Source organism: Rhodoferax sp. WC2427 (assembly GCF_040822085.1).
GTDB lineage: Bacteria > Pseudomonadota > Gammaproteobacteria > Burkholderiales > Burkholderiaceae_C > Rhodoferax_B.
Map to the genome: position 1 here is coordinate 3,102,706 of NZ_CP162006.1, position 26,384 is coordinate 3,129,089.

Annotated in this window: 27 protein-coding genes and 1 tRNA gene; 15 read left to right on the forward strand and 13 right to left on the reverse strand. The window is 63.5% G+C overall.

Annotated elements, in window-relative coordinates; all coding sequences use genetic code 11:
- Nucleotides 1-8: 8 nt before the first annotated feature.
- The 4 genes from AB3G31_RS14615 to icd form a co-directional block, all read right to left on the reverse strand.
- Nucleotides 9-245 (reverse strand): helix-turn-helix transcriptional regulator, encoded by a 237-nt coding sequence (locus AB3G31_RS14615; RefSeq protein WP_367846810.1) that lies wholly within the window; start codon nt 243-245, stop codon nt 9-11.
- A gap of 144 nt (nt 246-389) precedes the next feature.
- On the reverse strand, nt 390-953 hold the full coding sequence (locus AB3G31_RS14620; RefSeq protein ID WP_367846811.1) for a hypothetical protein: 564 nt from the start codon (nt 951-953) through the stop codon (nt 390-392).
- A 104-nt stretch (nt 954-1,057) separates the two neighbouring features.
- On the reverse strand, nt 1,058-2,314 hold the full coding sequence (locus tag AB3G31_RS14625) for a tyrosine-type recombinase/integrase (RefSeq protein WP_367846812.1): 1,257 nt from the start codon (nt 2,312-2,314) through the stop codon (nt 1,058-1,060).
- A gap of 173 nt (nt 2,315-2,487) precedes the next feature.
- Nucleotides 2,488-3,747 carry an NADP-dependent isocitrate dehydrogenase gene (gene icd, locus AB3G31_RS14630; protein ID WP_367850357.1) on the reverse strand — a complete coding sequence of 420 codons (1,260 nt, stop codon included), beginning with the start codon at nt 3,745-3,747 and terminating at the stop codon, nt 2,488-2,490.
- Between the two features lie 157 nt (nt 3,748-3,904).
- Between icd and AB3G31_RS14635 the strand changes: the two genes are divergently transcribed.
- Entirely contained in the window at nt 3,905-4,366 is a 462-nt protein-coding gene (locus tag AB3G31_RS14635) for a DUF192 domain-containing protein (RefSeq protein WP_367846813.1), read from the forward strand.
- Nucleotides 4,367-4,408: 42 nt separating this feature from the next.
- Here AB3G31_RS14635 and AB3G31_RS14640 read toward each other — a convergent pair whose 3' ends face one another.
- Both AB3G31_RS14640 and xseA read right to left on the reverse strand, forming a co-directional pair.
- The gene (locus AB3G31_RS14640; protein ID WP_367846814.1) at nt 4,409-4,990 is read right to left on the reverse strand and encodes a superoxide dismutase; all 582 of its coding nucleotides are present in this window, start codon (nt 4,988-4,990) and stop codon (nt 4,409-4,411) included.
- Between the two features lie 55 nt (nt 4,991-5,045).
- Complete coding sequence (gene xseA, locus AB3G31_RS14645; protein ID WP_367846815.1) at nt 5,046-6,377, reverse strand: exodeoxyribonuclease VII large subunit; 1,332 nt, start codon at nt 6,375-6,377, stop codon at nt 5,046-5,048.
- A gap of 393 nt (nt 6,378-6,770) precedes the next feature.
- Between xseA and AB3G31_RS14650 the strand changes: the two genes are divergently transcribed.
- The 6 genes from AB3G31_RS14650 (at nt 6,771) to adk (ending at nt 10,551) form a co-directional block, all read left to right on the forward strand.
- A complete protein-coding gene (locus tag AB3G31_RS14650) occupies nt 6,771-7,403 on the forward strand; it encodes a MotA/TolQ/ExbB proton channel family protein (RefSeq protein ID WP_367846816.1) in 633 nt (210 codons plus the stop codon).
- A gap of 22 nt (nt 7,404-7,425) precedes the next feature.
- Entirely contained in the window at nt 7,426-7,842 is a 417-nt protein-coding gene (locus AB3G31_RS14655) for an ExbD/TolR family protein (protein WP_367846817.1), read from the forward strand.
- A gap of 14 nt (nt 7,843-7,856) precedes the next feature.
- Nucleotides 7,857-8,828 (forward strand): tetraacyldisaccharide 4'-kinase, encoded by a 972-nt coding sequence (gene lpxK, locus AB3G31_RS14660; RefSeq protein WP_367846818.1) that lies wholly within the window; start codon nt 7,857-7,859, stop codon nt 8,826-8,828.
- Nucleotides 8,829-8,858: 30 nt separating this feature from the next.
- Complete coding sequence (locus AB3G31_RS14665) at nt 8,859-9,041, forward strand: Trm112 family protein (protein ID WP_295954268.1); 183 nt, start codon at nt 8,859-8,861, stop codon at nt 9,039-9,041.
- 4 nt (nt 9,042-9,045) lie between these two features.
- Entirely contained in the window at nt 9,046-9,801 is a 756-nt protein-coding gene (gene kdsB, locus AB3G31_RS14670; protein ID WP_367846819.1) for a 3-deoxy-manno-octulosonate cytidylyltransferase, read from the forward strand.
- Between the two features lie 93 nt (nt 9,802-9,894).
- Entirely contained in the window at nt 9,895-10,551 is a 657-nt protein-coding gene (gene adk, locus AB3G31_RS14675; protein WP_367846820.1) for an adenylate kinase, read from the forward strand.
- Between the two features lie 48 nt (nt 10,552-10,599).
- Here the strand turns inward: adk and AB3G31_RS14680 are convergent, their stop codons facing one another.
- Nucleotides 10,600-11,601 (reverse strand): asparaginase, encoded by a 1,002-nt coding sequence (locus AB3G31_RS14680; RefSeq protein ID WP_367846821.1) that lies wholly within the window; start codon nt 11,599-11,601, stop codon nt 10,600-10,602.
- Between the two features lie 93 nt (nt 11,602-11,694).
- Between AB3G31_RS14680 and lexA the strand changes: the two genes are divergently transcribed.
- The 3 genes from lexA to AB3G31_RS14695 all read left to right on the forward strand — a co-directional run bounded on the left by lexA (nt 11,695) and on the right by AB3G31_RS14695 (nt 14,100).
- Entirely contained in the window at nt 11,695-12,360 is a 666-nt protein-coding gene (gene lexA, locus AB3G31_RS14685; RefSeq protein WP_367846822.1) for a transcriptional repressor LexA, read from the forward strand.
- A 166-nt stretch (nt 12,361-12,526) separates the two neighbouring features.
- Nucleotides 12,527-12,910 carry a hypothetical protein gene (locus tag AB3G31_RS14690; protein ID WP_367846823.1) on the forward strand — a complete coding sequence of 128 codons (384 nt, stop codon included), beginning with the start codon at nt 12,527-12,529 and terminating at the stop codon, nt 12,908-12,910.
- Between the two features lie 182 nt (nt 12,911-13,092).
- Nucleotides 13,093-14,100: a D-2-hydroxyacid dehydrogenase family protein gene (locus AB3G31_RS14695; protein WP_367846824.1), complete on the forward strand. Its 1,008-nt coding sequence runs from the start codon at nt 13,093-13,095 to the stop codon at nt 14,098-14,100.
- 147 nt (nt 14,101-14,247) lie between these two features.
- Here AB3G31_RS14695 and AB3G31_RS14700 read toward each other — a convergent pair whose 3' ends face one another.
- Nucleotides 14,248-16,440, reverse strand: coding sequence for a hypothetical protein (locus tag AB3G31_RS14700; RefSeq protein WP_367846825.1), 2,193 nt, complete (start codon nt 16,438-16,440; stop codon nt 14,248-14,250).
- Nucleotides 16,441-16,730: 290 nt separating this feature from the next.
- Between AB3G31_RS14700 and AB3G31_RS14705 the strand changes: the two genes are divergently transcribed.
- Nucleotides 16,731-17,450 (forward strand): Crp/Fnr family transcriptional regulator, encoded by a 720-nt coding sequence (locus tag AB3G31_RS14705; RefSeq protein ID WP_367846826.1) that lies wholly within the window; start codon nt 16,731-16,733, stop codon nt 17,448-17,450.
- An 18-nt stretch (nt 17,451-17,468) separates the two neighbouring features.
- Here AB3G31_RS14705 and AB3G31_RS14710 read toward each other — a convergent pair whose 3' ends face one another.
- Together AB3G31_RS14710 and AB3G31_RS14715 are read right to left on the reverse strand one after the other, a co-directional pair.
- Entirely contained in the window at nt 17,469-18,140 is a 672-nt protein-coding gene (locus tag AB3G31_RS14710) for a hypothetical protein (protein ID WP_367846827.1), read from the reverse strand.
- 164 nt (nt 18,141-18,304) lie between these two features.
- Nucleotides 18,305-18,381: transfer RNA gene (locus AB3G31_RS14715), tRNA-Arg, on the reverse strand.
- Nucleotides 18,382-18,439: 58 nt separating this feature from the next.
- On the opposite strand from AB3G31_RS14715, the gene nagA reads away from it, so the two are divergent.
- Nucleotides 18,440-19,558 carry an N-acetylglucosamine-6-phosphate deacetylase gene (gene nagA / locus AB3G31_RS14720; RefSeq protein ID WP_367846828.1) on the forward strand — a complete coding sequence of 373 codons (1,119 nt, stop codon included), beginning with the start codon at nt 18,440-18,442 and terminating at the stop codon, nt 19,556-19,558.
- Here nagA and AB3G31_RS14725 read toward each other — a convergent pair.
- The 3 genes from AB3G31_RS14725 to AB3G31_RS14735 are packed head-to-tail and all read right to left on the reverse strand — an operon-like array spanning nt 19,555 to nt 23,044.
- Complete coding sequence (locus tag AB3G31_RS14725; RefSeq protein WP_367846829.1) at nt 19,555-21,018, reverse strand: ATP-binding protein; 1,464 nt, start codon at nt 21,016-21,018, stop codon at nt 19,555-19,557. The two genes, nagA and AB3G31_RS14725, sit on opposite strands and share 4 nt — an antisense overlap.
- 39 nt (nt 21,019-21,057) lie before the next feature.
- A complete protein-coding gene (locus AB3G31_RS14730) occupies nt 21,058-21,774 on the reverse strand; it encodes a response regulator (protein ID WP_367846830.1) in 717 nt (238 codons plus the stop codon).
- A gap of 4 nt (nt 21,775-21,778) precedes the next feature.
- Nucleotides 21,779-23,044 carry an ABC transporter substrate-binding protein gene (locus AB3G31_RS14735; RefSeq protein ID WP_367846831.1) on the reverse strand — a complete coding sequence of 422 codons (1,266 nt, stop codon included), beginning with the start codon at nt 23,042-23,044 and terminating at the stop codon, nt 21,779-21,781.
- A gap of 259 nt (nt 23,045-23,303) precedes the next feature.
- On the opposite strand from AB3G31_RS14735, the gene AB3G31_RS14740 reads away from it, so the two are divergent.
- The 3 genes from AB3G31_RS14740 (at nt 23,304) to AB3G31_RS14750 (ending at nt 26,377) form a co-directional block, all read left to right on the forward strand.
- On the forward strand, nt 23,304-24,551 hold the full coding sequence (locus AB3G31_RS14740) for an ABC transporter substrate-binding protein (protein ID WP_367846832.1): 1,248 nt from the start codon (nt 23,304-23,306) through the stop codon (nt 24,549-24,551).
- 61 nt (nt 24,552-24,612) lie between these two features.
- Nucleotides 24,613-25,527, forward strand: coding sequence for a carbohydrate ABC transporter permease (locus tag AB3G31_RS14745; protein ID WP_367846833.1), 915 nt, complete (start codon nt 24,613-24,615; stop codon nt 25,525-25,527).
- 7 nt (nt 25,528-25,534) lie between these two features.
- On the forward strand, nt 25,535-26,377 hold the full coding sequence (locus AB3G31_RS14750; RefSeq protein ID WP_367846834.1) for a carbohydrate ABC transporter permease: 843 nt from the start codon (nt 25,535-25,537) through the stop codon (nt 26,375-26,377).
- Nucleotides 26,378-26,384: the final 7 nt, after the last annotated feature.

A 26,384-nucleotide genomic window follows, 5' to 3' on the forward strand; every position in this document is an offset into this window, starting at 1 on the left:
GGCCACCCTCACACCAGCGCCAAGGCCAGTTGGTCACGCTTGCTGTGCAGCCGGTTGACCAGTGCTTTGATGTCGGCATCCGACTTGCCCGCGATGCGCGCCGCGTTGATGGCCTTGACCTCATCGTCAGGCCAGCCCACAGAGCGTTCCCCAATCTGTACGGGCTTGGTGAACAGCCCGGCCTTGATGGCGGTGTAGATGCTGGCGTGGCTGCGGTGCCCGGTTTCAGCCTTGACGGCTGGCATTCTCATAATCGGCATTGAATCCCCCTGTACGGCTTTGGCCGTTGTTGCGATGGGGGTGATTCTTTGATTTTCGGACGCGATCTGTAAGGCTAGAAACAGTTTTTCACCGGCAAAAATCAGTTTTCTGCCTGTGCGGTCACTAACTTAGTGAGCTGTGAATTGCTGCCTAACTGCAGTTGCAATGACGCTTTTTGCGGGCTCCATTTCTCGTTCAATAGGACTTATTGGGACAAGCTTTAACAAGCTCGCCTCCCGCATCCCATGTGCCCACACCGCACCGCGCCGCATGGCCCCAACTCCGGCAGTTGAATCGAGCGCCGAGATTGAACACTTATTTAAATTGAAATTGGATGGGAGCCTTTCAAAAGGCAACCATTCCTCACAAAGCACCCTATCTTTATCGGGCACGCGATAAGGCCTATCGTTAATAAACGTGATAGCTTCATTAAAAACAAAACTACAGCCATTGAGAAACGTCTTGCTTGTACGTCTTATCGCCGCCCTGACGTGCGCCGACTCAGTGAGTCCAGGGAAATTTTCAATAATCCAATGGTCGGCTTTCCCTGCTGATTCCTTTAAGTATTTCATGCGCCATGCGCGCGCAATAAATACTGCGGCATCGCGTGGCAATTTTGAAGGCCGTCCGCCCTTTTTAATCAACACATAGCCATCCGGAGCCACTAAATGTGATTTCGTTTTTTCTGACATTCCGCGCCCTGTCACGCCTGATAAGAAAACCAGCGCCGCCGGGTCAGGGTGTCCCGGTTTTCACCACGGTTAATTACTCCGTAGCTAGGCGTGGCTTAAAACTGTTATGCCGCCTTGAATTGGAGCACGTCAGCGCCCGCCACCAGCTTGTCGATTCGGTCGGCATACCACTGCAGCGCCGCCGTCACGGCCTGGGTGTAGGTGGCGTGGTTGTAGCTGCCCCGCGTAGCGTTCTTTTCCTTGTGCGCCAGGATGGCCTCCACCACATCGGGCGCGTGGCCATGCTCGTTCATCAGGGTGGATGCCGTGCTGCGCAGCCCGTGGGGTTTGAAGTCCGCGGGTATGTCGCCCGTGGCGCGCAGCCTCGTAAAAAGGTGGTTGATGGCCACCTCGGACATAGGCACAGACAGCTTCTGCACTGACGGGAACACCCATTCAGATCCACCCGACAGGTGCCGGGCCTTCTCCAGCAAGGCCAGGGCCTGCGTGGACAGGTAGACGGTGTGCGGGCTGGGCATCTTCATAAACCCGTTACCGCCCACGGTGCGGCCCGGTATGGTCCACGTCTTGGCGGCCAGGTCGAAATGCTCCCAGCGGGCCTTGCAAACGTTGTCCTTGCGGACCACGGTCAGCATCAAGAACTCCACCGCGATCTTGGTGCCCTGGTGCGCCCCGCAGGTCCTGACGGCCTCCACGAAGCCGCGAATCTCGCCAAGCCTCAAGGGCGGGTAGTGCGCCGCCGGTGGTTTGTCGATCAGCCCTTTCATGGCGGTGGCCGGGTTGTAGGTCACCAGCAGCTTTTGGGCCGCGTATTGGTAGACGCGCTCGATGTTGGCCCGAATGTTGTTGGCCTTGGTGGGGGTGTTGCGCATGCCCTCCAGAAGGGCCAGCACGTCGCGGGCGCGGACTTCGCCCAGGGGCATCTGGCCAATGGCCGGGTACACGTCGTTTTTCATCCAGCGCAGGTTTTGCTTTTGCGTCCGCGCCGTGGCCTGCGCCATCTTTTCAGCAAACCAGGTGCCCGCGAACGACTCGAAGGTTTCGGCTTGTGCGACCTGGGCCGCCCGCGCGGCCAGGTCGATCTGTTTTTGCTGTGCCGGGTCGATGCCACCCGCCAAGGTGTCGCGCATGGCCTCGTGCGCGTCGCGGGCCTCTTTGATGCCTATACGCGGGTAGGCACCAATCGTGCACTTGGTGCGCTTGCCATCGATGCGGTAGGAGTACCGCCACACCTTGGAGCCACTGGCCAGCACCTCCAGGTACAGCCCGCCACCGTCTGCCAGGGGGTAGGGCTTGTCCCGTGGCTTGGCGGCGTTGATCTTCTTGTCCGTCAGGGTGTAGTTGCAGGTGCGTGGAGCCATGGATGGAGCCATAAATTGAGTGATTTCATGCAATTACACCATATGGCTCCATTCTATGGCTCCAAAAGATTTAGCAGTCCTTGGCACTCCTTGTACGTAGACAACAAAAAACCCCAAGTAAATCAATCACTTGGGGTTCTTCTTTGTAGGCCTTTAGCGGCCTTTGTACGCTATCACATGTTTTCGATCATGACCTCGCCAAAGCCCGAGCAGCTCACTTGCGTCGCGCCTTCCATCAGCCGGGCGAAGTCGTAGGTTACTTTCTTGCTGGTGATGGAGCGCTTCATGGACGCAATGATCAGGTCAGCCGCCTCGAACCAGCCCATGTGGCGCAGCATCATTTCGGCCGACAGGATTTCGGAACCCGGGTTTACATAGTCCTTGCCTGCGTATTTGGGCGCGGTGCCGTGGGTGGCTTCGAAGCAGGCCACGGAGTCCGACAGATTGGCCCCGGGCGCGATGCCGATACCGCCCACCTGGGCCGCCAACGCGTCCGAGATGTAGTCGCCGTTCAGGTTCAAGGTGGCGATCACGCTGTACTCGGCGGGGCGCAGCAGGATCTGCTGCAAAAACGCGTCGGCGATCACGTCCTTGACGACGATTTCCTTGCCCGACTTGGGGTTCTTGAAACGCATCCACGGGCCGCCGTCGATCAGCTCGGCACCAAACTCCTTTTGCGCCAGCGCGTAGGCCCAGTCCCGGAAGCCACCTTCGGTGAACTTCATGATGTTGCCCTTGTGCACGATGGTCAGGTTGGGCTTGTCGTTGTCGATGGTGTACTGCAAGGCCTTGCGCACCAGGCGCTCGGTACCTTCACGCGACACGGGCTTGATGCCGATGCCGGAAGTGTCGGGGAAACGGATCTTCTTCACGCCCATTTCGTCCTGCAGGAACTTGATCAGCTTCTTGGCCTTGTCGGATTCGGCTTCGAACTCGATTCCGGCGTAGATGTCTTCGGAGTTCTCGCGGAAGATCACCATGTCAGTCTTGTGCGGCTCTTTCACCGGCGAGGGCACGCCGTCAAAATACTGCACCGGGCGCAAACACACGTACAGGTCCAGTTCCTGGCGCAGGGCCACGTTGAGCGAGCGGATGCCGCCGCCCACGGGTGTGGTCAGCGGGCCCTTGATGGACACCACGTAGTCCTTGATGGCCTCCAGGGTTTCCTTGGGCAGCCATTCGTCCGGGCCGTAGACCCTGGTGGACTTTTCACCGGCAAACACTTCCATCCAGTGGATCTTCTTTTGGCCGCCGTAGGCCTTGGCCACCGCAGCGTCCACCACCTTCAGCATCACCGGCGTGATGTCCTGGCCCGTGCCGTCGCCTTCGATGAAAGGGATGATGGGCTGGTCGGGCACGTTCAGGGAAAAATCCGCGTTGACGGTAATTTTTGTGCCTTCAGCGGGAACGGTGATGTGCTGGTACATGGAAATGGAGGCTCCGTGGAATGACTACAAAATGGATGGCCGGTCCAGTTTAACTTTATCCTGTTGCATCTCTGTAACCCGGCGGCCTGTCAACCCCTCGTAAAGCCAGCGAATGGGTGCCGCAGTGCTGCCAAAATCCCTCTATTTCACACAACGCCTCGCCATGCATAAATACCTCTCCCGCGCCGTGTTGGCGCTCTCGCTGGTCGGTGCATCCACCCTGGCCCTGGCCCAGGAAGGCCCGCAAATGAACCTGCCGCGCACGGCGCTCACGGCGGGCATCTACCAGATCGACACCCAACTGGCCCTGACCCCGGAGCAGCGCGAGATCGGCCTGATGTTCCGCCGCGAGATGCCGCAGCAAGAAGGCATGCTGTTTGTGTTCGAGCAGCCGGGCACCCAGTGCTTCTGGATGAAAAACACCATCCTGCCATTAACAGCGGCCTTTGTGGACGATCAAGGGGTCATCGTCAACCTGGCCGACATGAAGCCACAAACCACGGACTCGCACTGCTCGGCCAAGCCGGTGCGCTACGTGCTGGAAATGAACGTCGGATGGTTTGCCAAGAAGGGTATCAAGGCAGGCAGCAAACTCGGTGGCAAGCCGTTCGAGATGGCCAAATAAAAAAAGCCCGTCCAGGACGGGCTTTTTCAGGGGCGCTGTAACTTAAGCGAAGTTGGCTTCGGCAAAGCCCCAGTTCACCAGCTTGTCGAGGAAGGTCTCGACAAACTTGGGACGCATGTTGCGGTAGTCGATGTAGTAGGCGTGTTCCCACACGTCCACCGTCAGCAGGGCCTTGTCGGCCGTGGTCAGGGGCGTGCCGGCCGCACCGGTGTTCACGATGTCTACCGTGCCATCAGGCTTCTTCACCAGCCAGGTCCAGCCGGAACCGAAGTTGCCTACGGCGGACTTGACGAAGGCTTCCTTGAAAGCCGCGTACGAGCCGAACTTGGCGTTGATGGCCGCGGCCAGTGCGCCGGTGGGTTCGCCGCCGCCCTGGGGCTTCATGCAGTTCCAGAAGAAGGTGTGGTTCCAGATCTGGGCCGAATTGTTGTAGATGCCACCGCTGGACTTCTTGATGATTTCTTCCAGCGTCAGCGCTTCAAACTCGGTGCCCTTTTGCAGGTTGTTGAGGTTGACCACATAGGCGTTGTGGTGCTTGCCGTGGTGGTATTCCAGGGTTTCTTGCGAGTATGCGGGGGCCAAAGCGTCGATCGCGTAAGGCAGTGGGGGCAGGGTATGTTCCATATTTTTTCCTCGTGGGTGGGTGGTGGTTTAGGGTCTAACGGATCAATTGTAGGAACTAATTGCGACGCGTCTGTAGGACATGGAGATCAACCTCACCGTCGGCCAGGACGGCCGTTGCAGCCTGCCCAGGCACCGCCTGCAGCACGCTGGTCAGGGGCTGGCCCTGGGCCGTGCGCAGCAAGGCATAGCCGCGTTGCAGCACCAGCAGCGGGTCGAGCAATGCCAGGCTGCGCGCAGCCCGGTCCAGGCGCGCGTGCTGCTGCTCCATGGCGGTTTTGAATTTTTGAGGAAAAACAGCCTCTGCCGCTTTGTGGGCGGACTTCTTTCGCTCTATATTTGATAGCGTTGCATAGCGCAGCCGCTGCGCCTGCTGGCCCAGCTTCCACTGTTGGCGCGCCACCAGGCCCGACGGGCGGCCCAGGCGCTGCGCCGCGCTGTCCAACCGCTGGGCCTGGGTGTCGAGCTGGCGCGTCACGGCATCCTGTAAACGCTGCCCCGCCAGACCCAGGGCCCTCAGCCAGACGTCGCGCGGCTGGGCCGCCAGCTCGGCGGCGGCGGTGGGCGTGGGCGCGCGCAGGTCGGCCACAAAATCGGCGATGGTGAAGTCGGTCTCATGCCCCACGCCACTGACGATGGGCACCGGACTGCGGGCGATGGTGCGGGCCAGTTGCTCGTCATTGAAGCCCCACAAATCCTCCAGCGATCCGCCCCCACGCACCAGCAGGATCAGGTCGATGTGCACTCCGCTCTTAGATGCCAAATCGCCCTCTTGCGCCGATGCATCCTGCGTGTACTGGTATAGATTCAATAGCGCCTGGACGAGCTCGCCCGGAGCCGCCGCGCCCTGCACCAGGGCTGGGGCCAGCACCACGGGGATGTGCGGCACGCGCCGCTGCAGGGCCGCCACCACGTCATGCAAAGCAGCGGCACCCAGCGATGTGACCACGCCAATGCCCCGCGGCAACAGCGGCAGCGGCCGTTTGCGGGCCGGGTCGAACAGGCCCTCGGCCTCCAGCTGCGCCTTGAGCCGCAGAAACTGCTCAAACAAGGCCCCCTGCCCGGCCCGGCCCATGCTTTCCACAATCAGCTGCAAGTCGCCCCGCGGCTCGTACACGCCCAGGCGGCCCCGCACCTCCACCAGCTCGCCGTCGCGCGGCGCAAAGTCCAGCAAACTGGCGGCGCGGCGGAACATGGCACAGCGGATTTGGCCTTGCCCGTCCTTGAGGTTGAAGTAGCAATGCCCGCTGGAAGCGCGCGAGAAGCCCGAAATCTCCCCGCGCACCGCGACAGGATTGAAGCGCGCCTCCAAGGTGTCAGCAATGGCGCGGCATAGCGCCCCAACTGGCCAGATTTGCGGCACCAATGCTGGGTTTGGCTGGCCGACCATCAGATTTGGCGTGGCAAAACGCAACGTTTGGATACGCAACGCTCCACAGGCGCGGCCTTTGTCGCTGAAGTGTCAAAAATAGGCCCGTTGATTGTCAATCGGACTGATTTACTGTGGTAAGTGGTTGATTTCAATTGGAATTTTTCTGCTTAATTTTTCATCGAAGTGTCACGGGCCCGCATGGGCGCTGGATTTCCGGCGGTCAAGAGCAAGTTCTTCACAAAGTTATCCACAGGAAATGTGGGTGAACTGGGGACTGCACGGACGGACTGAACAAAGCCACGGTCGGGTAGGCGGCTAAGCCATAATCGGCAGGCGTTTATCAACTTGAAACAACTTGTTGGCCCTCCGGCACCCGCTGGCAGAGCCCACAAGTTCGTGCGGAGAGCTATATTGTTTTCGATCATACAAGCCGCAGGCTGGCCGATTTGGCCCTTGGTTGCCTGCTCCATCCTAGCCATGGCCCTGGTGATTGAGCGCTTTTTGAGCCTCAAAACCTCCAAAATTGTGCCCCCCAAGCTCCTCAACGAGGTGCTGACGGTCTCGCAGACCAGCATTCCCGCCCCCGGCATCGTGAACCAACTGGCGCAAAACTCTAGCCTGGGCGAAGTGCTGGCCAGCGGCCTGCGGGTGCTCAACACCCACCCCAAGTGCAGCGACGAGGACGTGCGTGCCGCCATGGAAAGCGCAGGCCGCGCGGTGGCCCACAAGCTGGAGAAATACCTCAGCGCGCTGGCCACCATCGCCTCGGCTGCCCCCCTGCTGGGCCTGCTGGGTACGGTGATCGGCATGATCGACATCTTTGGCTCGCAGGGCAACGGCGGCGGCATGGGTGGCAACCCCGCGCAGCTGGCGCACGGCATCTCGGTGGCGCTGTACAACACCGCGTTTGGTTTGATCGTGGCGATTCCCTCGCTGATCTTCTGGCGCTATTTCCGGGCCCGGGTGGACGAGTACCTGATGACGCTGGAACTGGCCGCCGACCAGTTTGCCCGCCACCTGAACGCCGTGCGCAAACGCGGCTGAGCCGCACACCAAGACACCCACCATGAATTTTCGCCACCGCCGCCAGGAAGAGCCCGAAATCAACCTCATCCCGTTCATCGACGTGCTGCTGGTGGTGCTGATCTTTTTGATGCTGTCCACCACCTACAGCAAGTTCACCGAGCTGCAGATCACCCTGCCCGTGGCCAACACCGACGCGCAGCGCGACTACCCCAAAGAAATCATCGTGGCCGTTAGCAGCGATGGCCGCTACGCCATCAACAAGGGCCCGGTCGACGGACGCAGCATCGAAGCCCTGTCGCAAGCCCTGGTCAACGCCGCCCATGGCAACAAGGAGATGGTTGTGATCATCAGCGCCGATGCCAGCGCCACCCACCAGTCTGTCATCACCGTGATGGAAGCCGCCCGCCGCTCGGGGCTGAACCAGATCACCTTTGCCACCCAATCCACCCCCAAGTAACGTGGTCCTCTAGCGTGGAACAAACCCTGCTGCGCATCTGGCAGCGGCGCGGCTGGCAAGCCTGGCTGCTGTGGCCCTTGTCGCTGCTCTACGGCCTGCTGGCCGGGGTGCGCAAGCTGATGTACCGCCTCCACCTCAAGAAGTCTGGCCGCGTGCCGGTACCGGTCGTCGTGGTCGGCAACGTGGTGGCCGGTGGCTCGGGCAAAACCCCGGTGGTGATGGCCCTGGTGCAGCACTGGACGGCACGTGGCGTGCGCGTCGGCGTGGTGTCACGCGGCTACGGCCGCAGCAGCACCGACTGCCGCGAAGTACGGCCCGACAGCCTGCCCGCCGACGTGGGCGACGAGCCCGCGCTGGTCCAGCGCAGCTGCCAGGTGCCGGTGTTCGTGGCCCGCCAGCGCCTGCAGGCCGCGCAAGCCTTGCTGGCCGCCTACCCCACCACCCAGCTCATCGTGTGTGACGACGGCCTGCAGCACCACGCCCTGCACCGCGACCTGGAAATCTGCATCTTTGACGACCGCGGCGTGGGCAACGGCTTTTTGCTGCCCGCCGGGCCGCTGCGCGAAGCCTGGCCGCGGCCTGTCGATCTGGTGCTGCACAGCGGCGCGAACCCCGCCTTCGCCGGTTGGCGCGCCCAGCGCACCCTGGCCGACTACGCGGTGCAGGCCAACGGCACCCGCGTCCCGCTGGCCACCCTGCGCGGCTCCCCGGTGCTGGCCGTGGCCGCCGTTGCACAGCCGGAGAGCTTTTTCAGCATGCTGCGTGCCGCAGGCCTTTCGCTGGAAGAAACCCGGGCTTTGCCGGATCACTACAATTTTGATAGCTGGTCACGCCCATCTGATAAGCACAAAGCCGTGATTTGTACCGAAAAAGATGCGGTCAAACTCTGGCAGCACCAACCCGATGCGCTGGCCGTGCCCCTGGTGCTGGCGATCGACGCGGGCTTCTGGGCCGCACTCGACCAGCGCGTCCATCCGTGGCTATGATCCACACCCCACACCGACTGAGATTTCCCCATGGATAGCAAACTTCTGGAACTGCTGGTCTGCCCCGTGACCAAGGGCCCGCTGCAATACGACCGCGAACGCCAAGAGCTCACTTCGCGCAGCGCCCGCCTGGCCTACCCGGTGCGCGACGGCATCCCCGTGCTGCTGGAGAACGAAGCCCGCACCCTGAGCGACGAAGAACTCGGCCTGTAAACCCATGCGCTTCACCGTCCTGATCCCCGCCCGGCTGGCGTCCACCCGCCTGCCCAACAAGCCGCTGGCCCTGCTGGGCGGCGTGCCCATGGTGGTCCGCACCGCCCAGCGCGCCAGCCTGTCCCTGGCCCGGCGCACCGTGGTGGTCACCGACAGTGCCGCCATCCTGGAAGCCTGCGCCGCCCATGGCATCGAAGCCGTGCTGACCCGCGCCGACCACCCCTCCGGCAGCGACCGCCTGGCCGAGGCCTGCACCCTGCTGGGGCTGGATGGCGATGACCTGGTGGTCAATGTGCAAGGCGACGAACCCCTGATCGACCCCGGGCTGATCAACGACGTGGCCACCCTGCTGGAGCAGCGCCCCGGTGCCAGCATGGCCACCGCTGCCCACGCCATCCCCAGCCTGGCCGACTTCACCAACCCCAACGTGGTCAAGGTGGTGCTGGACGCACAGCAGTACGCCCTGTACTTCAGCCGCGCGCCCATCCCGTGGTGGCGCGACGGGGCCACGGCCGACAAAAGTTTCCAGAGCCTGCCCAGCCCGGCCCCGCTGCGCCACATAGGGATTTACGCTTACCGCGCCGGTTTTTTGCGCCTGTTTCCGACCCTGCCACAGGCCCCGATCGAGGTCAGCGAAGCCCTGGAACAGCTGCGCGCCCAATGGCACGGCTACCGCATCGCCGTGCACACAAGCGCACACGCGCCAGGCGCAGGTGTGGACACGCCGGAAGACCTCGAGCGTGTAAGCAAACTGTACTAAAGCCTCTGGTATCCTCACGCGCAATGAAGCGCTGCGGCTAGCACATGTGGGCCAGCAGCGCCGCGCAGTTTTAAACACTTCGAGGACTTTTCCATGAGACTGATTTTGTTGGGTGCACCTGGTGCCGGCAAAGGCACGCAAGCCACTTTTATCTGCCAGAAATACGGCATCCCGCAAATCTCTACCGGTGACATGCTGCGCGCAGCCGTCAAGGCTGGCACGCCCCTGGGCCTGCAGGCCGACGCGGTGATGAAGTCCGGTGGCCTGGTCAGCGACGACCTGATCATCAACCTGGTCAAGGAACGCCTGACCCAGCCCGACTGCGCCAATGGCTGCCTGTTCGACGGCTTCCCCCGCACCCTGCCCCAGGCCGATGCCATGAAGGCCGCTGGGGTCAAGCTCGACTACGTGCTGGAAATCGACGTGCCCTTCGAGGCCATCATCGAACGTATGAGCGGCCGCCGCTCGCACCCCGCCTCGGGCCGTACCTACCACGTCAAGTTCAACCCGCCCAAGGTCGAAGGCATTGACGACGTGACCGGCGAACCGCTGGTGCAGCGCCCCGACGACCAGGAAGAAACCGTGCGCAAGCGGCTCGAGGTGTACAGCGCCCAAACCCGCCCGCTGGTCGACTACTACTCCAGCTGGGCCCGCAACGAGCCCAACGCCGCCCCCAAGTACCGCGCCATCAGCGGCACCGGCAGCGTCGAAGACATCACGGCCCGGGCCTTTGCCGCGTTGGCCGCCTAGGCCCGCAAACCCTCTTGAAAGCCGCCTGGCCTGCGCCAGGCGGCTTTTTTACGCCCGCAGAGCCAGCAGCTCCAACAGCAGCGCAATCCGCGCCTTGACGGGCGACAAGCCCTGCGCGTCGGGAATCGCATCCGCCCCCCATCCCAGCACCCGGCCAAACACACAGCGCGTGGAGCGCACCACCCGCACCCCCTGCGCCATGGCCCGCAGCAAGGCCGCCTCAAGCGCGGCATGCACCGTGCCATTGCCCGTGCCGGCCACCACCAGGCCCTGCACCCCCTGCGCCACCAGCGCTTCCACCAGCCAGCCGCTGGCCCCGGCGTAGTTCAACACGATCTCCACCCGTGGCCAGCCGCTGGCAGGCAGACCACCCAAAACTACACTTTTGATAGCTGCTTGCGCTGATTGAATAAGCGCTGGAGGCATATTTCCCTCATAAAAATCCACCACCGAAGGCCAGGGCCGCAACAGCCGCACCCGGCCCTCTTCCACCAACCCGACCAGGCCCGCGTCGCCCGAGGCGAACGCATCCACCTGGTAGCTGTGCACCTTCTGCACATCGCGCGCGCTATGGACCTTGCCCGCGCACACGGCCACCACGCCGCGTGCGCCCGGGGTGGTGGCCACCGCCACGGCATCCAGCAGATTCTGCGGCCCGTCGGGCACCAGGGCCGTGGCCGGGCGCATGGCGCAGGTCAGCACCACCGGCTTGGCCGGGTCCAGCACCGCCTGCAAAAAGTACGCGGTTTCCTCCAGCGTATCGGTGCCGTGGGTGATGACGATGCCCACCACATCCTCCTGCGCCAGCCAGTGCGCGCAGCGCGCCGCCAGCTGCTGCCACAGGCCAAAACCCATGTCCTTGCTGTCCACCTGGGCCACCTGCTCGGCCACCAGCTCCACCGCGTCGGCAAAGCCGCCCAGCGACTCCAGCAGCTGCGCCACACCCACTTCGCCCGCGGTATAGCCCAGGTTATCGCCCGCGCGACTGGCGCGGCCGGCAATCGTGCCGCCGGTGCCCAGCACCACGATCCTGGAAGAACTTGAATTCACGGCCATGCTTGCAAACTTTCAAAAACTGGTTAAAAATACAGTCACTGGATATTAAAACAGCCCAACACTTCGGTCCCGCCTAGGAGTCACCCCATGGATCTGCCCTTGTTTCCCGCCAAACTCACCGCCCGCCAGCAGCAGATTCTGGAATTGATCCAGTCCGCCATCGCCCGTACCGGCGCGCCCCCCACCCGCGCCGAAATCGCCAACACTCTGGGCTTCAAGTCGGCCAACGCCGCCGAAGAGCACCTGCAGGCCCTGGCCCGCAAAGGCGCGATTGAGCTGGTCAGCGGCACCTCGCGCGGCATCCGCCTCAAGAGCGACACCCTGCGCTCCATCAACGAGTCGCGCCTGCACAACGTGCTCACCCAGCTGGCCCTGCCCCTGATCGGCCGGGTGGCCGCCGGTTCCCCGATTTTGGCGCAGGAACACGTAGACCAAACCTACCACGTTGAAGCCAGCATGTTCCGCCACAAGCCCGATTACCTGCTCAAGGTGCGCGGCATGTCCATGCGCGACATCGGCATCCTCGACGGCGACCTGCTGGCCGTGCAATCGGCCACCGACGCCAAGAATGGCCAGATCGTGGTGGCCCGCCTGGGCGACGACGTGACCGTCAAACGCTACCGCCGTACCAAAAACCTCATCGAGCTGCTGCCGGAAAACCCCGACTACCCCACCATCGTGGTCGACCCGGAAGAAAACTTCGCCATCGAAGGCCTGGCGGTCGGGCTCATCCGCAACACCTTGCTGGTGTAGCGGCGTCCCAGCCACGGCGCCCTGCTGCGCCAAACGTAAGTTCATGTAAAGCGCAGCAGCCTGTGGGAAGCCCCCGCAGCATCCACTACCCGCGTTTTTTCCGCGTTAGTTCGCGGTTATTGCCACCGCTTCGTCCGTATTCAACACCGCTTGTTGGGGAGGTCCTATGGGAATCGCATCGTTTTCGCCTACGGGTTTACTGGGCTCGTTCCAAGGTCTGATGGGCTGGCTCACTGCCAGTACGCCCACCGCAGGCACCCAGCGCAGCACGCGCGCGCCCCAGGCAGCGCGTCCGGCCATGGTCTGGGCCCCTAGCTGCAACAACCACCCCAACCCGGCACCCGCCTGGGCGGCCCGCCCCGGCTGCAGCGCCCCGCCGCCTGCCACGCCCCGCCGCCCGGTGCGGGTGCTCCGGGTCATCGACACGCCGCAGTCGGCGGCCAGCGCCGGACGCATGCGCATCTCGGGCCGCATGGCCGATGTCTGCGCCGAGCTGGACCGTATGGCGGCGCTGGAGTCCGCTCCCCGCAACGGCGAACTGCTGCAGTAGGCCGTCCACCACCCTGCCACCGGCCAACCATGGGCCTGCCGATAACCTGCCGTTAGCCTGCTAATGGCCCGGCCACACCGGTGGTGCCGCCGCGGCGGGCCGATGGTAACGGCCGCCATGCAACCATTGCGCCGTTGCAGCAATTCAGGCAACAGGCACCGGCACCAAGGCACAATCAGGGGATGAACATTGTGATCCTCGACGACTACCAAGATGCCGTGCGCAAACTCGAATGCGCCACCAAGCTGGAACCCTTTGCTGCCAAGGTCTATACCAACACCGTCAAAGGCCTGGGCCAGTTGTCGGTGCGCCTCAAGGATGCCGACATCATCGTACTCATCCGCGAGCGCACCCAGCTCAACCGGGCGGTGATCGAAAAGCTGCCGCGCCTGAAGATGATCGCCCAGACCGGGCGCATCGGTGCCCATGTGGATGTCACCGCCTGCACCGAGCGCGGCATTGCCGTGGCCGAGGGCGTGGGCTCCCCCACGGCCCCGGCCGAGCTGACCTGGGCGCTGATTTTGGCCTCGTCCCGGCGGCTACCCCAGTACATCAGCAACCTCAAGCACGGGGTCTGGCAGCAATCGGGCATGAAGACCGCGTCCATGCCGCCCAATTTCGGCATGGGTACCGTGCTCAAAGGCAAGACCATGGGCATCTGGGGCTATGGCCGCATCGGCCAGATCGTCACCACCTATGCCCGCGCTTTCGGCATGAAGGTGCTGGTCTGGGGCCGCGAGACTTCGCGCACCCGGGCCCTGGCCGACGGGGTGGAGGTGGTCGACAGCAAGGAGGCCCTGTTTGCGCAGTCGGATGTGCTGTCGCTGCACCTGCGGCTGAACGAAGAAACCCGTGGCATCGTCACGCTGGAAGACCTGTCGCGCATGAAGCCCACGTCGCTGTTGGTCAACACTTCACGGGCCGAGCTGATCGAGCCTGACGCGCTGCTGGCGGGCTTGAACCGCGGCCACCCCGGCATGGCTGCCATCGACGTATTCGAGAGCGAGCCGATCTTGCAGGGCCACGCCCTGTTGCGGCTGGAGAACTGCATCTGCACCCCGCACATCGGCTACGTGGAGCAAAACAGCTACGAGATGTACTTCAATGCGGCGTTTGACAATGTGCTGAACTTCATCAAGGGCACACCTACCAACATCATCAATCCTGCGGCCCTGCAGGTACGGCGCTAGCAGTACGCCAGAGGCGCGCATTGCTCTCTATTTTCAAAATAATTTGATAGCTGCCTGCGTCTATAGGACAAGCACAAACGGCCAAAAAACCTATGGTTTTTTGGCCGTTTTTTATAGATTTTGCAAGTCCCGCTTGCAGCCCAGGGATCAGGTCTTCTTGGGCGAGATCTTGGCCTCAATACTGGGGTCGAACAGGTCGAACTCCAGCATATTGCTGTCCACCACCGGAATCGCTGGCGGTGCTGGCACGGGGGCCGCTACCGGTGCGGGCGCAGCCAGGTCCAGGTCTAGATCCAGGTCGAAGTCCAGGTCCAGGGCCGCAGGCACCGGGGGCAAAGTGGCGGGCACAGAGGGAATTTCCTGCATCGCCATCAACTCGGAGTTGGAGAAATCGAGATTCAGGTCCAGATCCAGGTCCAGCGGCGGACGGTGCGCAGGTGCCAGCGGCTGCGGATGGGTGTCCTGGCTCTCCAGAGGGGCCATCTCCGACATCAGCAACATCGGCTGGGTGAACGAAGTCTCGCGCGGGGCCGAAGCCTCCAGCGGCACGGGTTGGGAGATGTCCAACTCCAGCTCCTGCGGACGGGTAACGGCTGCCGTACGTGGCCGGGTCTTCGGGCTGTGCGCAGAGCCATCCGCCTGGCGCACGGTGCCCTGGGCCATGGCGTAGAGCAGCAGCAGTTCGCGGTAGGCGGCCAGGTCAAAGGGCTTACCCGCCCCGGTGGCGGTGTCGCGGAACAGGCAGGCTTCGATGAAATCCAGCACCTTGGGGGTTCCCCACTGGCTTTCGATGCTACGCAACACCGCAGGGTAGCCTTCCAGGGACTGGCCCTCGCGGGTAAACGCAGGGAACTCGGGAATATGGCTGTTGAAGATGCGGTTGAAAGCATCGCGCTGCTGCTGGTATTCCGCCTGTCGGCCCAGCGTGTGGTAAATCTTCAGCAGCTCCAGGTAGGCCAGGGGGCTGGATTCGGCCGTGTCGTGGATGCTCTTTTTCAGCACTTCGATGGCCTGGTCGTACTGGCCCAATGAAACAAAGAAGTCGGCATGCTGCTGCACGTCCAGAAAATCGTCTGGGTAGATGCTGCGTGCGGGCATGGCGGTGACGGCAGAGCGCGGTACGGGCGTGAGCGGCTTGACGGGCATGGTCACGGCGGTCAGCTTTTTCAGGTCGTCAAACAGCGACTCGTCCACATCGGCATCGTGGTTGGGGCCTGGCAAGGTGTTGGGTGGTAGTTGCGATGCCAGGGGTGCCGGGCGGCTCATGGGCGGTGTACGACCCAGCTCTTCGGCACTGGGTTCGCCATGGTGCGCCCAGTCGGTGGTTACCGAGGGGGCGCGTTGGCGGGCGCGGTTCCAGAAGAAGGCGGCGGCGGCAATGGCGGCCAGCAGCAAACCAAGCAGGCTGTAGACAAAGCTTTCGTCGTAGCGGTTGCTTTCCAGGCGGTCCAGGCGCTGCTTGAAGTCGGCTTCATTTTTGGCCAGCAGGGCCTTGAGGGTCTTGGACTCGGCCTCCAGGGCCAAGAGGCGCTGCTTTTCCTGGGGGTTTTCCACCGGCAGGTTGTTCAGCTCGCGCCAGGCGGCGGCAGCGGATTCGCGCTTTTGCAGGTCTGCGGTGGGGGCCAGAACCACATCGCTGGCGGGCTTGAGCTGGACCAGCCGCTCATCGGGGGTCTCGGGCGACTCCAGCTTCAAGCGGGGTTTGTTGTCCGGTACTTCGGCCTTGGCCTCGACCTTGGGTTCAACCTTGGGCGCCACCGGCTTCGGCACCGCCACCGCCACGGGCTCCTTGGGCTCTCTGGCCAGAATCGGCTTGGACACCGGTGCGGGCCGGGGAGCACGCACTACCGGAACGGGATTGGCGTTGCGGATGGGTGCCGGACGAGGCGCGGCGACTGGTGCGGGGGCCGCCACGGATCCATCGGCCACGGGCGACGGGGCTGCCGTCGGCGCGGTGACGGTTGCAGGAATGATGGTGGGCACCGCCGCTGCGCGCGTTTCCACTGGGAAGTCGGGTAAAAAATCGTAGCGGCGCGAGGCTTTCTGGCTGCAAATGGAGCGCAGCACCACACCCACCACCGGCTCGTCCACGGCAGCCGACGCGCGGATCCGCACCACGGCATCCTGTCCCCCCTGGGAGCCAGACACCACGATGACCCGCACGCGGTTGGCGGCCACCGGCCCTTCGCCGTAGAACACGTCGGCTTCAAAGCAGCTGCTGGCACTGTCGTCAGCGGAGTCCAGTCGGACATCCACCGCCAGGTCCAGCGGCTGGCCCAACACCACCGAACCTCTGGCGCGTCCGAGAGACAGGGCTGAGCTGCCAAATGCTGCGACCAAAAGGGTGGAGCCAAGAAGGGTGTTGCGTAGTTTCACTGCAATTTTTTACGGTTTAGGGGATTTGCACACACCATACCATTGGATTTCGGCATGTGATCATTTAAACAGCGGGAATTATCGGGCCATCTGTGGGGATTGTGGGTGCGAAGACACAGGCCCAGAAAAGCGAAGGCAGTACCGTTCCGAGAGCCCAGCCAGACACCCGGGCGACAAATTTTGTACAGTTTGGCGTCGCATCCGTGACCACGGCATGACAATGCCCGGTTTACCAGCCCCACCAAAGACAGCCCATGGACGAACCCATCCTGACCATTGAAGAACGCGCGGCAATTAATTCCGGACACTGGTTTGCATCGCTTTCGCCATCTTTGCGGCACGATATTTTGCGCTGCGCCTATGTCAAACGTTACCAAGACAACGGCCTGATTGCAGCCCGCGGCGAGCCGCCAGAGGAATGGGTGGCCTGCGCCAAGGGCGCGGTGCGGGTGAGCTCCACCTCGCTCTCGGGCAAGCAGATCACCCTGACCTACATGGAGCCCGGCACCTGGTTTGGCGACATCGCCATTTTTGACGGCGACCGGCGTACCCACGATGCCTACTCCCATGGCGAAACCACCCTGCTGTGCGTCGCCAAGGCCGACTTCAAAAAAATACTCGCCACCCACACCGAGCTGTACGAGGCCATGCTGCGGCTGCAGGCGCGGCGCATTCGCCAGTTGTTCGGTCTGGTCGAAGACCTGAACACCCTGCCCTTGCGGGCCCGGCTGGCCAAACAACTACTGCACCTGGCGCGCAGCTACGGGATTCCCAACCTGGCCAATGCCAACGAGATCCGCATCAGCCTGCAACTGGCCCAGGAAGAGCTGGCGCAGTTGCTGGGCGCATCACGCCAGCGCGTCAACCAGGAGCTCAAGGCGATGGAACGCGACGATGTGATCGCCATCGAAACCGCCGGCCTGATGATCCGCGACCGCGCGGCACTGCTGCGCATCGTGGAAGCGGATAAATAAACCGCGATCGTCCGCCGTTCAGCCGTTGTCCAGCAACTGGGCCGACACGCATGCCTGGGTAAACACGGCCACCGCGTGCCGCAGGGTGGGCATGTCGGACTGCGGGTATTCCATGCGCAAATAGACCCGCCCGCGCTGCACCTGCAGGATGAACGGCGTCGCCTGCTGGACCGCTTTGGTCGGCCAGGCTTGCAGCAGATCCATCAACGGGCCGTCCAGCCACTGCTGGGCCTGGACGCGGTTGTCGGCCACCAGGGCGTAGTGGTCCCAAAACTCCAGCGGCGCGGTGTTCCAGCCAACTTGGTCATACAGCGCCAGCCAACGGACTTCTTCAGGCAAGTCTGCGTCCACTCTGGTTTGCACGCCGTGGGTCGCCTGCTCGTAGAAGCGCTTTTCCAGCGACTCCTTGAGCGGGCGGTTGATCAGCATGATGGCCAGGTGCTCGGGCAGACCCAACTCGGCCCGGGCGCGCAGTTCGGCACCCACAATGAAGTCCCGGCCCGCCGGACTGCGCTCCAACCGCCAGGGCCGTCCACCAACGGCACCAATCACGGCGAAACCACCGGCATCGTCCAGGCGGTCAAACGCCAGCCCTTGCGAATCTGCCCAGCCATTGAAGGCATCCAGATCTGCATTGCTGCGTCCCAGGCTTGTCGCCCGTCCTACCCAGTTTTTGATGCGCTTGAGCATGCGCGCCTGCTTTCTTTGGAGGGCTGACGGTGGTCGGCAACCCAAATTACGCAAGTTCTGTTGCTACAGAATATATAGCTCTTCACGCTTATGGAATAAGCACAAGAGGCTGTTTTTATGCCTAAAATATCCGGCGAACCAATGGATTGGCCAAGTGCACGCTGTGGTCTACCCGACAGGGATCGAACCTGTGACCCTCAGCTTAGAAGGCTGATGCTCTATCCAACTGAGCTACGGGTAGCAAGCTTAAGATTCTAACCTTATGGGTCTGCGGACCTCCCTCTTTTGAAGACCTTGCCATGCCATCCTTGCACGCCAACATCCTGACCCCCAGCGGCTTCGTCACCGGGGACATCGCCTTCAACCCCGAAGGCCGCATCGCCCACATTACCGGCCACCCGGCCACCACCGCCAGCGTGCGCGAAGCAGGCCTGCCGCTGGTGCTGCCCGGCTTCATCGACCTGCATGTGCACGGCGGCGCGGGCCATGACATCATGGAAGGCGGCGATGCCGTGCTGCACGTGACCCGGCTGCACGCCCGGCACGGCACCACGTCGTTGCTGGCCACCACCATGACCGCGCCCATGGCCGACCTGGAAGCCGCGTTCAGCGCGCTGGGCCCGGTCTGCCAGCAGCGCCCGGCGGGTGCGGCCCGCGTCATGGGTGTGCACCTGGAGGGCCCCTACATCAGCGAGGCCAAGCTGGGGGCACAGCCGCCGTTTGCCCGGCCCGTAAGCCATGCGGAAATCCACCAGCTGCACGCCCTGGCACCGATCCGCCTGATCACCCTGGCCCCCGAAGTAGGTGGCAACCTGGACATGGTGGCCCAGCTGTGTGCCGAGGGCTACAAGGTGCAGTTGGGCCACAGCACCGGCAGCTACGAAGACGGCGTGGCCGCGCTGCAGCAGGGTGCCACCGGCTTCACCCATTTGTTCAACGCCATGTCGGCCCTGCACCACCGCGAGCCCGGCATGGTGGGAGCGGCACTGGCGCATGCCCGCTTTGCCGAGATCATTCCCGACCTGCTGCACGTGCACCCCGGTGCCATCCGCGCCGCGCTGCGGGCCATCCCCTGCCTGTACTGCGTGACCGATTCCACCTCGGCCGCGGGCATGCCGGACGGCGAATACACGCTGGGCCGCCACAAGGTGTTCAAGTGCCTGGGTGGCGTGCGGCTGGAAGACGGCACCCTGGCCGGATCCTCGCTGGCCATGGACCAGGCCCTGCGCAATCTGGTGGACAGCGTGGGGCTGGACCTGGCGGACGCGTCCAACCGCGTCTCGCGCTTTGCCGCCGAACACCTGGGCCTCACCGACCGGGGCCAATTGGTGGCCGGTGCCTGGGCCGATGTGGTGGTGCTGGACCGTGACCTGGCCCTGCAGGCGGTCTACGTGGAGGGCGAGGCCATCCCGCTTTAGTCGGTCGTCGGAGGAATGGCGGGCAGCAGCACCGTCACCACCAGCCCGCATTCCGCGTGGTTGTGCAGCCGGATCTCGCCGCCATGCGCCTGGATGATGTTGCGGGCAATACCCAGGCCCAGGCCGGTGCCGGTGCGGTTGTTCTGCTGGCCATGGCCCAGGCGCACATGCGGCTCGAAAGCCGCCGACATTGAGGCCTGTGCAATACCGGGGCCGAAGTCGCGCACCTCCACCACCGCCAGCGCGCCGCGGTGGCCCAGGCGCAGCTGCACCCGCTCGCCATACAGCACGGCGTTGTCCAGCAGATTGCTCAGGGCCCGCTCCAGCGCCAACGGCTTGCCCTGCACGCTTACCGGTTCGGACACAAAATCGATGCTGGCATTCGGGTGGATGGGCCGCTTGGCCAGCCGGGCCAGCAGGGTGTCGAGGCGCACGGGGGTCAGGTTTTCGTGGATGTCGGTGTCTTTGACACTTTGCAGCGCGGCCTTGACCATCACGTCCAGGTCGTCCAGGTCTTCGTGGAAGTCGGCCTGCAGGGCTTCGTCGTCCAGGAGCTCGGTGCGCAGCTTGAGCCGCATGATGGGGGTTTTCAGCCCATGCGAGATACCCAGAAACAGCCGCTCGCGGTCCACCAGGTAGCGCTGGATGCGGGCCTGCATCTCGTTGAAGGCGCGGGCAGTACGGCGCAGCTCGGCGGTGCCGGTCTCAGGCACGGGCTCGGGCGCGCTGTCGCTGCCGAAGGCGTTGGCCGCCGAGGCGATGCGGTTCAGCGGGCGGATCAGGCCGCGCACCAGCAGCACCGCCAGCACCAGCACCGTCAGCAGCGTTACCAGTTGCAGTGCCACGCGGTCCAGGGTCAGCGGATTGGCGTTGTCCAGAAAATACGGGTCGGGCATGGGCGCGGCCAGGTACAGCCAGCGCCCCGGCTCAAATTCAGACTGGATTACCAGCACGGGTGCAGGGCGCGGGCGTAGCAGCAAGGTGGCCTCGACCCAGGACTCGGGCAGGTCGTTGACGGTGCGGCCATCGTCCGACACCCGCAGGCCATCGGGCCAGGCAAAGGCCACGTCCGGGGCCTGGGCGGGGTGCAGATTGGCCACCAGGTCGTCGCGCACCACGGTCACCACCGCGTCTACCAGGGCGTTGCCGCCCAGGGGGGTGATGGCGACGCGCTCGCGGTTCACATTGACGAAAAACCGCGTACCGCCCATGGTGCGCAGCTGCTCGATCAGGATGGGCCGGTATTTGGGTGGCAGGTCGCGGAAAAAGCGCAGCGTGCCCGCCGCATTCACCGCCAGGTGGTGGGCCGCGCCCAGGGCCTCGGTACGGGCGCTTTCGCGCAACTGGCGGGCCCACAGCAAGGTGCCCACCAGCTGCGCGCTGACCACGCCCAACGCCAGCACCAGCACGATGCGGCCCAGCAGGCTGTCGGGCAGCCAGCGCTTCCACCTAACTTTCATGGACTTGGGTGCAAAACACCCCGAGCAAGGCAAGCGGCTTCAAGCATCCGAGGCCACCACATCGGCAGAGAACACATAGCCGCTGCCACGCACGGTCTTGACCAACACGGGCTGCTTGCCGTCGTCGCTCAGGCGCTGGCGCAGGCGGCTGACCTGCACATCCAGCGAGCGGTCCAGCGGCCCCAGGTCGCGGCCCCGGGTTTGCTCCATCAGGCGGCCCCGGTCCAGGGTCTCGCCCGCGTGCTCGGCAAAGAAGCGCAACAGGTTGAAGTCCATGCTGGTCAGCACCACCAAGGTGCCGGTCGCATCCACCAGCTGGCGTTCCAGCAAATCCATGGTGAAACCGGCAAAGCGCAGAAAGCGTACCGCCGCACCGCCTCCGCCCAGTTGCATGCGGCGGTGGATGGCCTTGATACGGGCCAGCAGCTCGCGCGGGTTGTAGGGCTTGGCGATGTAGTCGTCCGCCCCCAGCTCCAGGCCGACGATGCGGTCGGTGTCGTCGGCGCTGGCGGTCAGCATGATGATGGGCACGGGCGACTGGCGGCGCACCGTTTGGCACAGGGTGAAGCCATCGGTGTCGGGCAGCATCACGTCCAGGATCACCAGGCTGAGTACCTCGCGGAAGCGCTCGAACTCGGCCAGGAAACTGGCCCCGTCGTGCGCCACGCGCACCTCGTACTGGTGCTTTTCCAGGTAGGTTTTGAGCAGGTTGCGGGTTTTTTGGTCGTCGTCGACGACCAGGATGGTGCGGTTCATAGATCTACGGCGTATTACTGGGGGCGCGGATCACGGCGGCCAGGCGGCGCTGCGCCTCGGCGGGCTCCATGCGCGGGTCGGTCAGGTAGCGCCACAGGGTTTGGGCCACCGCGTCCTTGATGGATTCGTCGGCCGCCATGCGGTGGGCCAGGCTGGGCACACGGGCGGTGCGCGGGTCGGCAAAGCTGGCCCAGGAGTCGCGGGCACAACTGTCCAGGCTGGCCACGTCGATATCGCGCTGCACCGGCACCGAGCCCTTGATGCGGTTGTAGGCCAGTTGGGTGGACGCATTGAACACCAGCTCGGCCACCTTCTCCTGCGTGGCCTCACGGTGGTGGCCGTTGGCCAGCATGGCCAGGGTGTCGATGCTGTAGAGGTGGCTGTTCTCGGTGCCGGGCAGCACCACGCAGCCAAAATCCTTGGCCGGACTGGCGCCCCAGGCGATCAACTCGCCCTTGGCCCAGTCGCCCATCACCAGCATGGCCGCTTTGCCATCCAGCAGCTCGCGGGCAGAGTCGGTCCAGGGCTTCTCGCGTGGCGGCTCGCCACCCACCGTGTTCGTGCTGCGCAGCCAGCGCAGCCGGGTCAGGGCGCGCTCCACCCGCGGGTCCAGCCAGGCACTGCTCTTGCGCTGCACGATCAGCTCGCGGTACAGCGCCGGGCCCGCATCGCTGAGCAGCACCGCCTCGAATACCGTGGCCACCTGCCAGGGCTCGTCGCTCCAGGCCAGCGGCTGGATGCCCTGCGCCGACAGCTTGCGCACCGCCGCTTCCAACTCGGACCAGGTGGTGGGCGGCGGCAGGCCCACGCGGGCAAACAGACGGCGGTTGTACAGCAGGGTGTTGATGCGGTGGATGCCCAGCGGCGCGGCAATCACCATGCCGTTGTAGCTGACCAGGTCCATCACCGTAGGAAACAGGGTTTGCGCCCAGCGCTGGCGGCTGGCCACGGCGTTCAGAGGCAGCACCAGGCCCACATCGGCCCATTCGGTCAGGGTGGTGCCAATCAGCTGCGCCACGTCGGGTGCGTCGCCCATCAGCACCCGGCTCTTGAGCACCTTGACGGCCGCCATGCCGCCACCACCGGGGATCGCCGCGTCGCGCCACTGCACGCCATTGGCCGCCAGGATGGTGCTGAGCTGGTTGGCGGCGCGGCGCTCACTGGCCGAGGTGAGCCAGTGCAGCACATCCACCGGCTGGGCGGGTGTTTGGGCCCAGCCCGGCGCCGCCAGCGCGGCCCAACCCAGCAACAAGAAGGCAAGTGCTTTCATTTCCTATCGAAATGTAATGTTATCTATCACGGGCCCACAGGCTGCCACAGAGCGTACCCACGTGCCGCGTCGGCAACGTAATGAAACGTAATGCAACCCGGCCAGCGACAGAAATAAGTTCAACAAAATCAATTACTTAGAAGATTAAAGTGGCACAGCATGGGCCGTTTGATGTTACAGGTGGTACAGCATAACCTCCGGCCCATTGAAGGCCCGGACATCCCGTCCTGGATTCAAGCCCCCCAGGAGACTACCGTCCATGCGCACCCCCTTCCACCTTACGGCCACCGCCCTTGCCCTGGTTTGCAGCGGCTTCGCCCACGCGGGCAATCTCACCATTGAAAGCTGGCGGGTGGACGACAAACCGCTGTGGGAGGACGTTCTGCTGCCCGCTTTCTACAAGGCCAACCCCGGTATCACCGTCAAGTTCTTGCCCACCTCGCCACCCGAGTACGACTCGGCCCTGAATACCCGCCTGACCGCAGGCACCGCAGGCGATCTGATCACCTGCCGCCCGTTCGATGTGTCGCTGGACCTGGCCAAAAAGGGCTACCTGGAAAAGCTCAACGGCACTCCGGGCCTGAAGAACTTCCCCGAATCGGCCCAGGTCGCCTGGCAATCGGACGATGGCAAAAATACCCACTGCATGCCCATGGCCTCGGTGATCCACGGCTTCTTCTACAACAAAAAGATCTTTGCCGACCTGGGCCTGGCCGTGCCGGTGACCGAGGCTGACTTCTTTGCCGTACTCGACAAAATCAAGGCCACCGGCAAGACCACGCCGCTGGCCCTGGGCACCGCCGACCAGTGGGAGACCAACCAGATCGTCTTCACCGGCATCGGCCCCAACCACTGGAAGGGCGAAGAAGGCCGCAAGGGCCTGATCAGCGGCAAGCAGAAGTTCACCGACCCAGCCTTCGTCAGCACCTGGGAAACCATGGCCAAGTGGGCACCCTATCTGTCCAAAGGCTACCAGGCGCAAACCTATGGCGATTCGCAAAACCTGTTCGGTTCGGGCCGTGCCGCCATCTACCCCACCGGCTCGTGGGACATCTCGTACTTCGAACAAAACAGCAAAGTCGATTTCGGCGCGTTCAAGCCGCCGGTGCAAAAAGCCGGCGATGCCTGCTACATCTCCGACCACACCGACATCGGCATGGGCATCAACAGCAAGAGCAAAAACAAGGCCGATGCGCAAACCTTCCTGAACTGGCTGGCCAGCAAGGAGTTTGCCGACCTGTACACCAACAAGGCCACCGGCTTCTTCTCGCTGTCCAGCCACGCCATCGAGGTGAAGAACCCTGTGGCCAAGGAAATGATCGGCTGGCGCAGCCAGTGCAAAAGCACTATCCGCCTGAACGCGCAGATCATGAACCGTGGCACCCCCAGCATGGAAAACGAGCTCTGGAACGTCAGCTCGCAGGTCATGAACCTGAAGATGGCACCCAAGGATGCCGCGCAGCAGATCCAGGCCGGGTTTGCCAAGTGGTACGCCCCCGCCAAGTAAAGCAGCCTGCGGCAAGCCCTGGAGGCTTGCCGCCGCCTGACTGCAACCACGAAGGTTCACGATGAAACAAGGTTTTTCCTGGCGGGTGCTGGTGTTCATCACACCCGCCCTGCTGGTCTACGCGGTGTTCAGCGCCCTGCCGCTGCTCGACACCCTGCGCCTGGGGCTGTACAGCACCGATGAAAACGGGCTGCGCAGCTTCTCCGGCCTGGCCAACTACGCCACCATCCTGCACGACCCGCAGTGGTCGGCCAGCTTCTGGAACGCCATGCTGAACAACCTGAAGTTCTTCGGCATCCACATGCTGGTGCAAAACCCGATTGGCCTGCTGCTGGCGGCCCTGCTGTCGCTGCGCAAGGTGCGCTTTGCCACGTTTTACCGCACGGTGTTTTTCTTGCCCACGCTGTTGTCGGTGGTAATTGTGGGCTTTGTCTGGCAGTTGATTTTGTCGCCGCTGTGGGGCGTTTCTGAGCGGCTGCTGGGCTGGGTGGGGCTGGAGAGCTGGTTTGCACCCTGGCTGGGGCTGGAATCGTCGGCGCTGACCACCTTGTCGCTGATGTCGGTGTGGCAATTCGTGGGCATGCCCATGATGCTGATCTACGCCGCCATGATCGCTATCCCCGAGGACGTGATCGAAGCCGCGGTGGTCGAAGGGGCCTCGCCCTGGCGCATCTTCTACGAGATCCGCCTGCCGCTGATTTTGCCCACGCTGGGGCTGGTGACCATCCTCACCTTCGTGGCCAATTTCAACGCCTTTGACCTGATCTACACCGTCAAGGGCGGGCTGGCCGGTCCCAACTACAGCACCGACATCTTGGGCACGCTGTTCTACCGCACCTTCTTTGGCTACCAGTCGCAGGTGGCCAGCCCAACCATGGGTGCGGCGGTGGCCACGCTGATGTTCCTGGTGATCCTGCTGGGCGTGGGTTTTTACTTTCTGCTGGTGCAGCGCCGCCTGCAACGCTTTGCACTGTGAGCTGATGATGGCCCAACCTCTCTCCAAAATCACCCCCAGCCGCGTGTTTGTGCACGCCACCCTGCTGGGCTACCTGCTGCTGGCGATGGCACCCATCCTGCTGGTGTTCATGAACTCGTTCAAGGAACGCACCGCCATCTTCGACGACCCGCTGGCCTGGCCCACGCCCGAAACCTTTTCGCTGGTGGGCTACCACAAGGTGCTGGGCCGCTCCGAGGTGTGGCTGTACTTTGGCAACAGCTTCACCGTGACCGTGGCGTCGCTGTTCTTCATCTTGCTATTTGGGGCCATGGCGGCCTGGGCGCTCACCGAGTACAAGTTCCAGGGCAGCCGCTGGCTCAAGCTGTTCTTTGCCTTCGGCATCATGGTGCCGATCCGGCTGGGCACGGTGTCTATTCTGCAAACCATGGTCAGCCTGGGTCTGGTCAACACCCTGACCGCCCTGGTGCTGGTGTACGTGGCCCAGGGCCTGCCGCTGGCCATCATGATCCTGTCGGAGTTCATGGGCCAGGTGCCCGGCGAATTAAAAGACGCAGCACGCTGCGACGGCATCGACGAATTCCGCATCTTCTTCCAGGTGGTGGTGCCGCTGATCCGCCCGGCCATTGCCACGGTGGCCGTATTCACTATGGTGCCGATCTGGAACGACCTGTGGTTTCCGCTGATCCTGGCACCGTCGGAAAAAACCCAGACCATCACCCTCGGCATCCAGCAGTTCGTGGGCCAGTACGCCACCGACTGGAACGCCGTGCTCGCCGCCCTGGCGCTGGCCATCATCCCCGTGGTCGTGCTCTATGCCCTGTTTTCACGCCAACTGATCCGCGGCATTACCGCTGGCGCAGTGAAGTAACCCGATC

Bases quoted from the DNA above. Each gene is read 5' to 3' on its own strand.
- AB3G31_RS14615 (WP_367846810.1), bottom strand. From the start codon at position 245: ATGCCAGCCGTCAAGGCTGAAACCGGGCACCGCAGCCACGCCAGCATC.
- AB3G31_RS14620 (WP_367846811.1), bottom strand. From the start codon at position 953: ATGTCAGAAAAAACGAAATCACATTTAGTGGCTCCGGATGGCTATGTG.
- AB3G31_RS14625 (WP_367846812.1), bottom strand. From the start codon at position 2,314: ATGGCTCCACGCACCTGCAACTACACCCTGACGGACAAGAAGATCAAC.
- AB3G31_RS14635 (WP_367846813.1), top strand. From the start codon at position 3,905: ATGCATAAATACCTCTCCCGCGCCGTGTTGGCGCTCTCGCTGGTCGGT.
- AB3G31_RS14640 (WP_367846814.1), bottom strand. From the start codon at position 4,990: ATGGAACATACCCTGCCCCCACTGCCTTACGCGATCGACGCTTTGGCC.
- xseA (WP_367846815.1), bottom strand. From the start codon at position 6,377: ATGGTCGGCCAGCCAAACCCAGCATTGGTGCCGCAAATCTGGCCAGTT.
- AB3G31_RS14655 (WP_367846817.1), top strand. From the start codon at position 7,426: ATGAATTTTCGCCACCGCCGCCAGGAAGAGCCCGAAATCAACCTCATC.
- AB3G31_RS14665 (WP_295954268.1), top strand. From the start codon at position 8,859: ATGGATAGCAAACTTCTGGAACTGCTGGTCTGCCCCGTGACCAAGGGC.
- kdsB (WP_367846819.1), top strand. From the start codon at position 9,046: ATGCGCTTCACCGTCCTGATCCCCGCCCGGCTGGCGTCCACCCGCCTG.
- adk (WP_367846820.1), top strand. From the start codon at position 9,895: ATGAGACTGATTTTGTTGGGTGCACCTGGTGCCGGCAAAGGCACGCAA.
- lexA (WP_367846822.1), top strand. From the start codon at position 11,695: ATGGATCTGCCCTTGTTTCCCGCCAAACTCACCGCCCGCCAGCAGCAG.
- AB3G31_RS14690 (WP_367846823.1), top strand. From the start codon at position 12,527: ATGGGAATCGCATCGTTTTCGCCTACGGGTTTACTGGGCTCGTTCCAA.
- AB3G31_RS14695 (WP_367846824.1), top strand. From the start codon at position 13,093: ATGAACATTGTGATCCTCGACGACTACCAAGATGCCGTGCGCAAACTC.
- AB3G31_RS14705 (WP_367846826.1), top strand. From the start codon at position 16,731: ATGGACGAACCCATCCTGACCATTGAAGAACGCGCGGCAATTAATTCC.
- AB3G31_RS14710 (WP_367846827.1), bottom strand. From the start codon at position 18,140: ATGCTCAAGCGCATCAAAAACTGGGTAGGACGGGCGACAAGCCTGGGA.
- nagA (WP_367846828.1), top strand. From the start codon at position 18,440: ATGCCATCCTTGCACGCCAACATCCTGACCCCCAGCGGCTTCGTCACC.
- AB3G31_RS14725 (WP_367846829.1), bottom strand. From the start codon at position 21,018: ATGAAAGTTAGGTGGAAGCGCTGGCTGCCCGACAGCCTGCTGGGCCGC.
- AB3G31_RS14730 (WP_367846830.1), bottom strand. From the start codon at position 21,774: ATGAACCGCACCATCCTGGTCGTCGACGACGACCAAAAAACCCGCAAC.
- AB3G31_RS14735 (WP_367846831.1), bottom strand. From the start codon at position 23,044: ATGAAAGCACTTGCCTTCTTGTTGCTGGGTTGGGCCGCGCTGGCGGCG.
- AB3G31_RS14740 (WP_367846832.1), top strand. From the start codon at position 23,304: ATGCGCACCCCCTTCCACCTTACGGCCACCGCCCTTGCCCTGGTTTGC.
- AB3G31_RS14745 (WP_367846833.1), top strand. From the start codon at position 24,613: ATGAAACAAGGTTTTTCCTGGCGGGTGCTGGTGTTCATCACACCCGCC.
- AB3G31_RS14750 (WP_367846834.1), top strand. From the start codon at position 25,535: ATGGCCCAACCTCTCTCCAAAATCACCCCCAGCCGCGTGTTTGTGCAC.